This window comes from Streptomyces sp. NPDC053432, assembly GCF_055585365.1.
In genome coordinates, this window is the sequence record NZ_JBVJKF010000014.1 from 97,069 (window position 1) to 108,996 (window position 11,928).

The 11,928-nt window shown below is 72.6% G+C and carries 9 protein-coding genes and 1 pseudogene; 2 read left to right on the top strand and 8 right to left on the bottom strand.

Features of this window, described 5'->3' with window-relative positions:
- Positions 1–68: 68 nt before the first annotated feature.
- The 6 genes and pseudogenes from ACZ6Y1_RS23225 to ACZ6Y1_RS23250 all read right to left on the bottom strand — a co-directional run bounded on the left by ACZ6Y1_RS23225 (position 69) and on the right by ACZ6Y1_RS23250 (position 7,091).
- Positions 69–1,124, bottom strand: a complete 1,056-nt coding sequence (locus ACZ6Y1_RS23225) for a BMP family lipoprotein (protein WP_469632867.1) — start codon at positions 1,122–1,124, stop codon at positions 69–71.
- Positions 1,125–1,367: 243 nt separating this feature from the next.
- Positions 1,368–2,660 (bottom strand): amidohydrolase, encoded by a 1,293-nt coding sequence (locus ACZ6Y1_RS23230; protein WP_469633132.1) that lies wholly within the window; start codon positions 2,658–2,660, stop codon positions 1,368–1,370.
- Positions 2,661–2,797: 137 nt separating this feature from the next.
- Entirely contained in the window at positions 2,798–3,991 is a 1,194-nt protein-coding gene (locus tag ACZ6Y1_RS23235; RefSeq protein ID WP_469632871.1) for a hypothetical protein, read from the bottom strand.
- 65 nt (positions 3,992–4,056) lie between these two features.
- Positions 4,057–4,968: an N-acetylneuraminate synthase family protein gene (locus tag ACZ6Y1_RS23240; protein WP_469633135.1), complete on the bottom strand. Its 912-nt coding sequence runs from the start codon at positions 4,966–4,968 to the stop codon at positions 4,057–4,059.
- Between the two features lie 426 nt (positions 4,969–5,394).
- Positions 5,395–5,859, bottom strand: a pseudogene (locus tag ACZ6Y1_RS23245) (acylneuraminate cytidylyltransferase family protein); the annotation flags it as partial.
- Positions 5,763–7,091, bottom strand: coding sequence for a DUF6716 putative glycosyltransferase (locus ACZ6Y1_RS23250; protein ID WP_469632874.1), 1,329 nt, complete (start codon positions 7,089–7,091; stop codon positions 5,763–5,765). The gene ACZ6Y1_RS23250 and the pseudogene ACZ6Y1_RS23245, both read right to left, overlap by 97 nt.
- A gap of 176 nt (positions 7,092–7,267) precedes the next feature.
- On the opposite strand from ACZ6Y1_RS23250, the gene ACZ6Y1_RS23255 reads away from it, so the two are divergent.
- Both ACZ6Y1_RS23255 and ACZ6Y1_RS23260 read left to right on the top strand, forming a co-directional pair.
- On the top strand, positions 7,268–8,254 hold the full coding sequence (locus ACZ6Y1_RS23255; RefSeq protein ID WP_469632878.1) for a glycosyltransferase family 2 protein: 987 nt from the start codon (positions 7,268–7,270) through the stop codon (positions 8,252–8,254).
- Positions 8,254–9,603, top strand: a complete 1,350-nt coding sequence (locus ACZ6Y1_RS23260) for a polysialyltransferase family glycosyltransferase (RefSeq protein WP_469632880.1) — start codon at positions 8,254–8,256, stop codon at positions 9,601–9,603. Before ACZ6Y1_RS23255 ends, ACZ6Y1_RS23260 begins: the two co-directional genes overlap by 1 nt.
- A 5-nt stretch (positions 9,604–9,608) precedes the next feature.
- Here the strand turns inward: ACZ6Y1_RS23260 and leuE are convergent, their stop codons facing one another.
- Together leuE and ACZ6Y1_RS23270 are read right to left on the bottom strand one after the other, a co-directional pair.
- Complete coding sequence (gene leuE / locus ACZ6Y1_RS23265) at positions 9,609–10,259, bottom strand: leucine efflux protein LeuE (protein WP_469632883.1); 651 nt, start codon at positions 10,257–10,259, stop codon at positions 9,609–9,611.
- Positions 10,260–10,304: 45 nt separating this feature from the next.
- The gene (locus ACZ6Y1_RS23270) at positions 10,305–11,888 is read right to left on the bottom strand and encodes an acyl-CoA mutase large subunit family protein (protein WP_469632886.1); all 1,584 of its coding nucleotides are present in this window, start codon (positions 11,886–11,888) and stop codon (positions 10,305–10,307) included.
- Between the last annotated feature and the right edge of the window lie 40 nt (positions 11,889–11,928).

Sequence of the window (11,928 nt, forward strand, 5' to 3'; positions counted from 1 at the left end):
CGGGGCCCGGGAGCGGATGAGACCACTGCCCGGACCCCGGAGACCACGACTACATGTCAGGAACGGCCTTACGGGGCGGTCTTGACGTTGATCTTCTTGGCGATGATGTCGGCCTTGGCCTTCTCCACCGCGGCGACGACGTCCGTCATCTCCTTGTACTTCGGGTTGGAGTCGGCCAGGCCGACGCCGTCCTTGTCCAGGCCGTAGCGGATCTCACCGGTGGTCGGCTTGCCGTCCTTGACCGACTTGATCAGGTTGTAGACGGAGTCCGAGACGTCCTTGGTGACCGAGGTCAGGATGGCGTCCTTGTACTTCGCCAGACCGGCCTGGTTGTACTGGTCGGAGTCGACGCCGATGGCCCACTTGCCCTTGGCCGAAGCGGCCTCGATGGCACCGGAACCCGCGAGACCGGCGGCGGCGTAGACCACGTCGGCGCCCTGGTCGATCTGGCCCTGCGCGGCGGCCTTGCCGAGGTCGGGCTTCGAGAAGCCGTCGAAGTTCGGCGGCTGGGTCAGGTACTGGACCAGGACCTTGGCGTTCGGGTTGGTGTCCTTGACGCCCTGCGCGAAGCCCGCCTCGAACTTCTTGATCAGCGGAACCTCGACACCGCCGATGAAGCCGACCGTGCCGGTCTTGGACGCCTTGGCGGCGGCGACGCCGGCCAGGTAGGAGCCCTGCTCCTCGTTGAAGACGAGGTTGGCGATGTTCGCGCCGGTCACCGAGGTGTCGTCGATGATGCCGAAGGTGGTCTTCGGGAACTTCGGCGCGACCTTCTTGATGGCCGGGGCGTAGGAGAAGCCGACGCCGATGACCGGGTTGTTGCCCTTGCGGGCCAGCTCGGTGAGGCGCTGGACCTTGTCGGCCTCGCCCTCGCCGTCGGTGGGCTCGGCTTCGGAGGTGGTGACCTTGAGGTCGGTCTTCGCCTTCTCCATACCGGCGTAGGCGGCGTCGTTGAACGACTGGTCGCCGCGGCCGCCGATGTCGTACGCGATGGCGACGCTCTCGGCCTTCGACGTGCTGTCGGAGGAGGTGTCAGACGACTTCTTACCGCCACAGGCGGTGGCCGAGAGGGCCAGCGCCGCGGACGCGATGCCCACGGTGGCGATCCTGGTGATCCGGCGCAAGGGGAGGCTCCTTCAAAACCTGACCGAAGCGCCACGACCGGCGCTGGTTTCGCGGCGATCGTAACGCGCGTAGATGTCAGTTAAAGGCCCGTTCATGAGTCGTTATCGGATCGTCGCGAATCAGACAGTGACCGATCGGTAACGAGTCACACGCCCAACCCTTGTGTACCAAGGGCTGGACGCGTGCGCCGGGAGGCTCGCCGATGGGGTAGGAATTTCGGTTCGGCCCGGCCCGGATCCCGGCTAGCCGGACGGCCTGGCCCGCCGCGCGTCGAGCAGCGCGGCCGCCGTGAAGAACTCGACACCGACCGCGATCGCGGACTCGTCGACGTCGAAATCGCCCCGGTGCAGGTCCCGCTTGGCGAGGTCACCGGGGGTGCGGACACCCAGCCGGGCCATCGCGCCGGGGACGTGCTCCAGGTACCAGGAGAAGTCCTCCCCGCCCAGGCTCTGCTCGGTGTCCTCGACCGACCCGGGCCCGCAGCGGGCCGTCATCGCCTCGCGGAGCAGCTCGGTGACCATCGGGTCGTTGACCACCGGCGGCACCCCGCGCACGTGGTTGATCTCGAACTTCGCCCCGTACATCGTGGCGACCTCGTCGATCGCCGCGTGGATCATGTCCGGGGCCTCGTGCCAGGCGGCGAGGTCGAGGCACCGTACGGTCCCGGACAGCTCCGCGTGCATCGGGATGACGTTGCAGGCGTGCCCGGCCTCGATCCGGCCCCAGGTGACGGACATGCCCGAGCGGGCGTCCATGCGGCGGGCCAGCAGCGCCGGTACGTCGACGGCCACGCGCGCGGCGGCCGTCACCAGGTCGGTGGTCAGGTGCGGGCGCGCGGTGTGCCCGCCGGGGCCGGAGAGCGCGACCTCCAGCCGGTCGCAGGCCGAGGTGATGGGCCCCGGCCGCAGACCGATCTTCCCGGCGTCCACCCGGGGGTCGCAGTGGACGGCGATGATCTTGCCGACGCCGTCCAGCACGCCGGAGTCGATGGCCTCGGTCGCCCCGCCGGGGAGCACCTCCTCGGCGGGCTGGAAGAGCAGCCGCACGGGGTGGGGCAGCAGGCCCTGGCGGTCGAGCTCGGCGAGGACCAGGCCGGCGCCGAGGACGACGGAGGTGTGCACGTCGTGGCCGCAGGCGTGGGCGCGGTCCGGGAAGGTCGAGCGGTACGAGACGTGCGTCTTGGCATCCGGGATGGGCAGGGCGTCGATGTCCGCGCGCAACGCCAGCATGGGACGAACCCCGCCCGCCCGTCGCCCGCCGCCACCCTCGAAGGAGCTTCGCGCCCCCTCTTCTTCGGTGCCGACGTCACAGATGAGTCCCGTGCCCGACTTCAGTACCCGTGGTCGCAGGCCGGCTTTCTCCAGGCGGGCCTTGATGGCGGCCGTGGTCCGGAACTCCTGGTGCCCGAGCTCGGGATGCATGTGCAAGTCCCGGCGGAAGGCGATCAGTTCGGCACGCAGGTGGTCCGGAAGCTTGCCGGGCAGCTCGGACCGGTCGGACGCGGCGGGCTGGGCGGTCTGGGACTCGCGGGACATCAACTGGTTCACCCGTTGAAGCCTAGGCGCACGGATAGGTCAACTGACGGGGGATCCACAAAAGTTCATGCCGTTAGGGGAAAGATTCCCGGCCTCTGGACGCATGACCGGGTCGGCCCGCGGGTACACTCGCGCGCTCATCCGGCCGCGGGTGCCGCCTGAGCAGGAAGTCTGTGGACGTCGCGGGCCGTGTCGGTGACTCCCGCGAGGAATCCGCGGGCCCGGGGCGAGGCGGCGGCGGTCAGCCAGTCCGGGTCCACATCGCATACGGCCACGGTGACGCCGGTCCCGGCCAGGGCGTACGGCAGCGTGTGCACGACCGTGGAGGGGAAGCTGACGACGGTCCGGCCGACGGGGCCGCGCCGGGCGATCAGCTCCAGCGGCAGGTCCGGCCGTACGATCTCCAGCCCGGTCGCCTCGCTCAGCGCGCGCAGCTTCTGCGCGGACTCCCTGCGGTGGGCGAAGTAGCGGGTGGCGCCGTGCTCGCGGGTCAGGGCGCGCACCGCCTCCAGGTAGCGGTCCGGGTCCACCACGCCGGTCTCCACCAGGGAGGTGCCGACCAGGTCGGTGCCCCTGGTCAGGCGCGGCGGGCCGAACCGGGCGCGGGTCCAGGCGAAGTCGTTGAGCCGCAGCGTCATGCCGCCGTGCGGGGTGACGGGCATCGAGCTGAACACCTCGACGGTGCGGCCGCTGCCCGCGGCCGGGGTGAAGCGGCGCCGCGCGGTGGCCGAGACCGGCGCGTACGCCAGCTCGCGCACGCGGGCCGGCAGTCCGCCGCCGCCGACGCGGTGCCAGCGGACAAGGCGTTCGCCGCGGGCGGTCTGGGCGATGAACTCCATGGTGGCGGTGCCGTCGTCGACCACCACGAGCTCCTCGGCCCGTACGAGGGTGAGCAGCAGCTGCACGTAGCGCGAGAACGGGTCGCCGACGACGACCGTGCGGGCGGCGCGGACGTCGCGGGCCAGTGCCGCGAGCGCCTTGAAGGGGGCGAGACGGCCGCCGCGCGCCTCCTGCCAGCGGACCTCGTACCCCTCGTCCCGGGCCAGCGCCGCCATCCGGCGCAGCTGGCCGCGGGACATGGGGTCGGTGGGGGGCAGGACGACGATCCGCGTTCGCGCCGCGCCGGCCGTACCCGGATCGGGCCCGGACGCGGCGGACCCGGCGTCGGGTCCGCCCCGCGGCGTGCCCCCGCTCCGCGACTGGCGCGGGACGCCGTCGAGCAGCGGTCGTCCGTCGGCCGGGGCGGCGCCCCGCGCATGGGCCCACTCCAGCACGTTCAGCAGCTGGACCGGGCTCTCTACGAACGCCAGGGTGGAGGCGGAACGGGGCACGGCGTACTCCTCGTCAGGGGGCGGAACCTCTTCGCGGCGGACCGGGCGGACCGGGCGGAGCGGAGTCAGACGGTGGCCAGGGCTCCCTGGACGCGGCGGAGCTTCTTCATGGGGCCGAGCTCGGACTCGTAGACGCGCTTGACGCCGTCGCCGAGGGCGGTCTCGATGGTGCGGATGTCGCGGACCAGGCGGGTGAGGCCGCCGGGCTCCACGGAGGCGGCCTGGTCGGAGCCCCACATCGCGCGGTCGAGGGTGATGTGGCGCTCGACGAAGGTGGCGCCGAGGGCGACGGCGGCGAGGGTGGTCTGCAGGCCCGTCTCGTGGCCGGAGTAGCCGATCGGGACGTTGGGGTACTCCTCGCGCAGGGTGTTGATCACCCGCAGGTTGAGCTCCTCGGCCTTGGCCGGGTAGGTGGAAGTGGCGTGGCAGAGCAGGATGTTGTCGCTGCCGAGCACCTCGACCGCGTGACGGATCTGCCTCGGGGTGGACATGCCGGTGGAGAGGACGACGGTGCGGCCGGTCGCGCGCAGGGCGCGCAGCAGTTCGTCGTCGGTGAGGGAGGCGGAGGCCACCTTGTGGGCGGGTACGTCGAACTTCTCCAGGAAGGCGACGGCCTCGGTGTCCCACGGGGAGGCGAACCAGTCGATACCGCGCTTGGCACAGTGTTCGTCGATGGCTCGGTACTCGGTCTCGCCGAACTCGACCTTGTGGCGGTAGTCGATGTACGTCATCCGGCCCCAGGGAGTGTCGCGCTCGATGTCCCACTGGTCGCGCGGGGTGCAGATCTCCGGGGTGCGCTTCTGGAACTTGACGGCGTCGCAGCCGGCTTCGGCGGCGGCGTCGATGAGGGCGAAGGCGTTGCCGAGGTCGCCGTTGTGGTTGATGCCGATCTCACCGACGACGTAGACGGGGCGGCCGGGGCCGGCGGTGCGCGGGCCGAAGCTGCGGTGGCGGGGGTCGGCGAGGGTGGAGGTCATGGCAGGGGGCGTCCTTCGGTGCGGGGGTGTCGGGTGGTGCGGGGGTGTCGGGTGGTGCGGGGTTCGGGGTGCGGGCTGCGGGTCGGGTCGTGCTGCGCCGTCGCCCGCGGGTACGCCTTCGTCGAAGAGGGGCGCGAGGAGGCGGGCGCGGGCCAGGTCGTGCGGATCGTCGATCTCCAGGACCCGGGCGGGGTCGGTGGCGACGGGCAGGGTCCGGCCGAAGAAACGGTGGCGGGCGGCGCGGAAGCCGGCGGCGTCCATCGCGTAGGCGGCTCCGGTCTCCAGCAGGTCCTGGGGGCGGTCCTGGCGGCGGGGGCGGTACGCCTCGTCGTGGTTGACGCCGACCACGGAGCCGTCGGCGGCCGCGCGCCACAGGAAGCCGTGGAAGGGGGCCGCGGTCAGGGCCGAGTCGGCGGCGCCCGCGGCCACGGCGGCGGCGACGGACTCCACCTCGGCGGGGGTCAGGAAGGGGCTGGTGCACTGGACGAGGAGGACCACGTCCACGGTGAGGGAGTGCAGTTCCTCGAAGGCGTCGAGGGCGTGCAGGACGGCGGCCTCGCTGCTCGCGGTGTCGCCGGAGATCGCGGTGGGGCGGGCGATGACGTCGGCGCCGGCCGCGCGGGCGGCGGCGGCGATCGCCGCGGAGTCGGTGGAGACGACCACGTCGGTGACGCTGGGGGCGGAGCGGCAGGCGCGCACGGCGCGGGCCACGAGCGGCACCCCGCCGACGGGGGCGGTGTTCTTCCCGGGGACTCCCTTGGAGCCGCCGCGTGCCGGGATCACCGCGAGGACCCTCACAGCTCGCCCAGCCGGCGGATCACCGGCGCCACGCGCTGCACCCCGTGGCGGTACGCCCCGCGGGCGGCCTCGCGCAGGTGCGAGCGGGCCCACCGGCGCAGCCGAGACTCCCCCGCCGCCTCCCGCACGGCGCCGGGAAGCGGGGTGCCGTCGGGCCCGAGGTGCTGGCGCGCGAGGATCCCGGGCAGGTAGCCGGGGGCGGTTTCCAGCGTGTAGTACGGCGCGGGCGCGGGCAGCAGCGGCTCGGCGAGCAGCGCGCCGAGCCGCTCCCGCGCGGCGGCGTACGCGTCGTACGGCTCGCCTCCGGCGAAGTCGGCCGGGGCGCGGACGCCCTGGGCCCGGAGCCAGGCCGGGTCGCCCTGCGGGAGCAGGCCGGCGTCGAGCTGGTCCCAGGAGGCCAGGCAGCCCGAGCCGAGGAAGTGGTGGTTGCCGAGGGCCTCGCGGATGCCGAGGTCGGTGAGGACGGCCGTCGGGATGCCGCGGTGGAGGGATTCGAGGGCGGCGGTGGAGGAGACGGTGACCAGCAGGTCGGTGCCGTCCAGGACCTCGCCCATGTTCCCGTAGACCAGGCGGCAGTTGGCCGGCAGTCCGCCGGGGATCCGCTCCGCGAGCCGCTGGTAGGGCTGCTCCTCCAGATGTGTGGTGTGCTCCCCGGGCTTGCTGCGCAGCTTGATCAGCACCTCGCGCCCCGGGTGTTTGCGCGCGTGCCGGGCGGCGCGTTCCAGCAGGTACACGCGGTCGGCGCGGCTGTCGGGGACGGAGGGCTGCACGGCGAAGACCACCGTGCGGGCCCGGCTCCCGGCCCGCTCGTACGGGGCTCCGCCGAGGAACGGCAGCGCGGTCTCGGTGACGGCGGCGGCGTCCGCGCCGACCCCCTCGTACACGGCGCGGAACCGCTCCGCGTCATGGCGGGAGTTGGCCAGTACGAGGTCCGCACCGTGCCGCAGCAGCAGCCCGTCGGCGAGCTTCTCGTACACGACGCCCACGTAGCCGGTGACGAACACGGGCCGCCGCGACGGGTCCGGCCACAGGGCGCGGGCCCCGTGCAGGACGGCCTGGACGGCCCCGCCGACCAGGGCGAGGACGACCACGTCGTACCGTTCGCGCCCGGTCTCCGCGAGGAACTCGGCGCAGGTCACCTCGGACAGCCGGTCGGCCCGTACCCCCACCTCACCGAGCTGGCGCGCGGTGGGCGTGGCCCGGCCGCGCAGCAGGTATCCGGTGAGGTCGTGGTCCTCGGGTACGAGACGGCGGGCGGTGAGCGCGCCCCATTTCCATCGCGTATCGGAATCGGCGAGTACGGCGACGCGTTTGCGGATCGACACGCCGCAGAAGCTATTCCGCGAATTGAGTGATCGGCCCAACGAACGCACAACAGCGGGTTAACAACGCCTCGACTGAATGCGAAACCGGACGGGTTAACACGCCTGCCGTGCGTCGTTCACATGGAATACGCGTCCGGGCCATGATGAATGCGGGGCGCCGCCCTAATGTCTCGGAGGTGCCCAAGCTCTCTGTTGTCGTGCCGTTCTACAACGTGCAGACATACGCCCCGGACGCCCTGCGGAGCCTCGCCCTCAACGCCCGGGACGATTTCGAGTTCGTCCTGGTCGACGACTGCTCCACGGACGGCACCCCCGCCCTGCTGGAGCGGGCGGCGCGCGAGCTGCCCGGTGCGGTGCACCTCAGACACGAGCGGAACGGCGGCCTGGCCACCGCGCGCAACACCGGGCTGGACGCGGCGCGCGGCGAGTACCTCGCGTTCCTGGACGGGGACGACTGGCTGGCCCCCGGTCACCTGGCCCGGACGCTGGCCGCCATCGAGGCTCTGAGCTGCGACTTCATCCGCACGGACCATGTGAAGTGCACCGGCAGGGCGCGCAGCGTGCAGCGGGTTCCCTACGGGCCGCAGGGGGTGGTCGCCGACCCCCGTACCGCGATCCTGCCCGCCGACCGCGCCACGTCGGTGGACTATCCCTTCGCCTGGGCCGGGATGTACCACCGGCGGCTGCTGGACAGCGGCCTGCTGCGGTTCACCGACGGGCTGCGGACGGCGGAGGACCGGCCGTGGATCTGGCGGCTGCACCGGGAGGCGGAGTCGTTCGCCGCGGTGGGACTCCCGGGGATCTTCTACCGGCGCGGAGTTTCCACCTCGTTGACACAGATCGGCGACGAACGGCAGCTCGATTTCATCAAGGCATTCGACGAAGTCCTGTCGAACGTGCGGGACGACCGGGAATCCGGGCTTCTTCTCCCGAAAGCCGTACGAACATATTGCGCCATTATCGCGCACCATTTCGGTTCCATCGGGAGGTTCGAACCGGCCGTGGCCAGGAAACTCCGTTCGATGAGCGCGGCCGCGCTCGGACGCATGCCCCAGGACGTGCTCGACCTGGTCCTGGACTCGATGGACGCCGAACGCGCCGCCGTCCTGCGCCGCGTCCGCGGCGGAGGCCGCCGCCGCGCCCTGGCGGGGGCGGCCGCCTGATGCCCACGCAGATCTTCCTGGCCTCCACCCTCTACGGCACCGCCACGCTCGCCGCGGGCGTCGACGCCGGCTCCTTCCCGCCCGCCGGCCGGCGGATCCTGCTGACCAGCAACCACGCCGTGGCCGCCGAGGTCACCCCCGGGGTGGCCGGCATGCCGGGCTTCACCGCCCTGCGCTCCCGCTTCGACGAGGTGCTCGACTGGAACGAGGTCGTCGCACCGCAGCACCCGAGCACCTGGGCCCCGCGCCCGGAGGACGTCCCGCTGTGGGAGCGGCAGCTGCGGGCGCTGTGGGGGCTGGGCGAGGAGCGCGTCGAGCTGATCGTGGAGTCCCTCCAGGTGCCGCCCGCGCAGAGCCTGTGCCGGCTCTTCCCCGGCGCGGCCGTCGACGTCTACGCCGACGGGCTGATGAGTTACGGGCCCACGCGTTTCCGGCTCGACCCGCAGCTCGGGATGCGCGTACGGCGGGTGCTGCATCTGGACCTCGTACCGGGGCTGGCGCCGCTGCTGCTGACGGAGTTCGGGGTGCGGGCGGAGCTGGTGCCGGCGGAGGCCTTCCACAAGGTGCTGGCCGAACTGGCCGAGTCGGCCGAGCCGGCAGCGGCATCGCCGTCGGCGCCGCCGGGAGCCCCGCCCGCCCTGCTCCTGGGCCAGTACCTCTCCGCGCTCGACCTGATGAGCCCGGACGAGGAGGAGGAGCTGCACGTCTCGATGGTCCGGGGCGCCTACGCCCTGGGCCACACGGAGCTGGTCTTCAAGCCGCATCCCAGCGCCCCGGCCGCCTACGCGCGCCGCGCCGAGGCGGAGGCCGGGCGGCTGGGCGCCCGGATCACCGTGGTCGACACCCCGGTCCTGGCCGAGACCCTCTACCAGCGGCTGCGCCCGGCGCTGGTCGTCGGCTGCTTCTCCACCGGGCTGCTGTCCGCCGCCACGCTGTACGGGCTGCCGGTGGCCCGCACCGGCACGGACGCCGTACTGGCCCGGCTGACCCCGTACCCGAACAGCAACCGCGTCCCGCTCGCGCTCGTGGACGCCCTGCTGCCGGACCTCGCGGACGCCGACGCGGTGCGCTCCTGGACCTTCCCGGCGCCCGAGCGGGTGCGGGAGGAGACGGCCGGGCTGCTCACGGCCGTCGGCTTCACGATGCAGCCGCAGATGCTGGCCGGGCGCCGGGCCGACGCGGAGGCCTACCTGGCCCGGCACCTGACCCCCCGCACCCGGCGCTACTTCACCCGCCGCCGGCTGACCGGCCTGGGCCTGCCCGGCGGCATCCCCGCCCGGCTGGCGTTCCTGCCGCGGAGCCGGGCGGTGCGCCGGGTGGCCCGGAGGGTGAGGCGCGCGCTGGGCTGACGGCCTCAGCCGGTCGCGAGCTTGGCTGCGAAACCGAGGAACAGCACGCCCGCCGCCGAGGTGGCCCCGGCCGACAGCCGCTTGCGGCGGCGGAAGGCGTCCGAGAGACGGGTGCCGCCGAATATCAGCAGCGTCAGGTAGAGGAGGCTGCCGGTCTGCAGCAGGCCGCCGAGCAGCAGGAACGACAGGGCCGGGTAGGCGTAGGACGGGTCCACGAACTGCACGAAGAAGGACATCAGGAAGAGGATGGCCTTCGGGTTGAGCAGGCTGATCAGCAGCGCCCGCCGGTAGGGCCGCTCGTGCTCGCCCGCCTCGGCGGGGGTCTCCTCCAGCGCCTCGGCCCGCTCCGCGCGGGAGCGCCACAGCGCCCACGCGCCGCGCATCATGCCCGCGGCCAGCCACGCCAGGTACCCGGCGCCGAGGAACTTCACCACGGTGAACACCAGCGGGCTCGCCTTGAGCAGCGCCCCCGCACCCAGGGCCGTCAGCAGCATCAGCACGGCGTCGCCGGTGAACACGCCGGCGGCGGCCTTGTAGCCGGTGCGCACCCCGCGGCGGGCGGCCACGGAGAGCACGTAGAGCGAGTTCGGGCCCGGCAGCAGAATGATCAGTACCAGGCCGGCGAGATAAGTCGGAAGATCTGTCACACCCAGCATGTGCAGGAGTGTCCCATAGGAACGCACCTGTCGGTCCACCCTGTTTCACCACGTGGAATCGACCGGTTCGTACGTGCCCCAGACGTCCCTCAGCGCCCCGCACACCTCACCCACCGTGGCCCGCGCCCGCAGCGCCTCCTTCATCGGGGGGAGCACGTTCGCCGTCCCGGCCGCCGCCTCCCGCAGGGCGGCGAGCGCCGCCTCCACCGCCGCCCCGTCCCGCTCCGCGCGCAACCGGGCGAGGGCCTCGCACTGCCGCGCCTCGATCGCCGGGTCCACGCGCAACGGCTCGTACGGCTCCTCCCGCTCCAGCGCGAAGCGGTTGACCCCGACGACCACGCGCTCGCCGTGCTCGGTCTCCTGCGCGATGCGGTAGGCGTTCTTCTCGATCTCGGCCTTCTGGAAACCGTTCTCGATCGCGGCCACCGCCCCGCCCTGGTCCTCGACCCGTCGCATCAGCGCGAGCGCCGCCGCCTCCAGTTCGTCCGTCATCCGCTCCACCGCGTACGACCCGGCGAAGGGGTCCACGGTGTGCGGCACGTCCGTCTCGTACGCGAGGACCTGCTGGGTGCGCAGCGCGAGGCGGGCGGACTTCTCGGTGGGCAGCGCGATCGCCTCGTCGAAGGAGTTGGTGTGCAGCGACTGGGTGCCGCCGAGGACCGCGGCCAGTGCCTGCACGGCCACCCGTACGAGGTTCAGTTCGGGCTGCTGCGCCGTCAGCTGGACCCCGGCCGTCTGGGTGTGGAAGCGCAGCATGAGCGACTTGGGGTCCCGGGCCCCGAACTCCTCGCGCATGACGCGCGCCCAGATCCGCCGGGCCGCGCGGAACTTCGCGACCTCCTCCAGGAGGGTGGTGCGGGCGACGAAGAAGAAGGAGAGCCGGGGCGCGAACTCGTCCACGGCCATCCCGGCGGCCAGGGCCGTACGGACGTACGCGATCCCGTCCGCGAGGGTGAAGGCCACTTCCTGCGCGGGCGAGGCCCCCGCTTCGGCCATGTGGTAGCCGGAGATGGAGATGGTGTTCCACTTGGGGATCTCGGTCCGGCAGTAGCGGAAGGTGTCGGCGGTCAGCCGCAGCGAGGGACCGGGCGGGAAGATGTACGTTCCGCGTGCGATGTACTCCTTGAGCACATCGTTCTGGACGGTCCCCGTCAGCTGCGCGCCCGAGATGCCCTGTTCCTCCGCGACCAGCTGGTAGAGCAGCAGGAGCAGTGCGGCGGGCGCGTTGATGGTCATCGAGGTGGAGACCCGGTCGAGCGGGATCCCGTCGAACAGGACCCGCATGTCGTCGAGGGAGTCGACGGCGACGCCGACCTTGCCCACCTCGCCGTGCGCGAGCGGGGCGTCGGAGTCGTGCCCCATCTGCGTCGGCAGGTCGAAGGCGACGGACAGCCCGGTGCCGCCGCCCGCGATGAGCTGCCGGTACCGGGCGTTGGACTCGGCGGCCGTGCCGAAGCCGGCGTACTGCCGCATCGTCCAGGGCCGGCCGGTGTACATGTTCGGGTAGACCCCGCGCGTGTAGGGGAACCCGCCGGGCTCCCCCAGGGCCTGCGCCGGGTCCCACCCCGTCAGGTCGCCGGGACCGTAGACGGGTTCGATGGGGATTCCGCTCTCGGTGTGCGCCGCCACGACGATCCTCCTTGAAGTGCTCCCCGTCGGAGCAGGGAGA

Bases quoted from the DNA above. Each gene is read 5' to 3' on its own strand.
- ACZ6Y1_RS23240 (WP_469633135.1), bottom strand. From the start codon at position 4,968: ATGACCTCCACCCTCGCCGACCCCCGCCACCGCAGCTTCGGCCCGCGC.
- ACZ6Y1_RS23260 (WP_469632880.1), top strand. From the start codon at position 8,254: ATGCCCACGCAGATCTTCCTGGCCTCCACCCTCTACGGCACCGCCACG.
- leuE (WP_469632883.1), bottom strand. From the start codon at position 10,259: ATGCTGGGTGTGACAGATCTTCCGACTTATCTCGCCGGCCTGGTACTG.
- ACZ6Y1_RS23230 (WP_469633132.1), bottom strand. From the start codon at position 2,660: ATGTCCCGCGAGTCCCAGACCGCCCAGCCCGCCGCGTCCGACCGGTCC.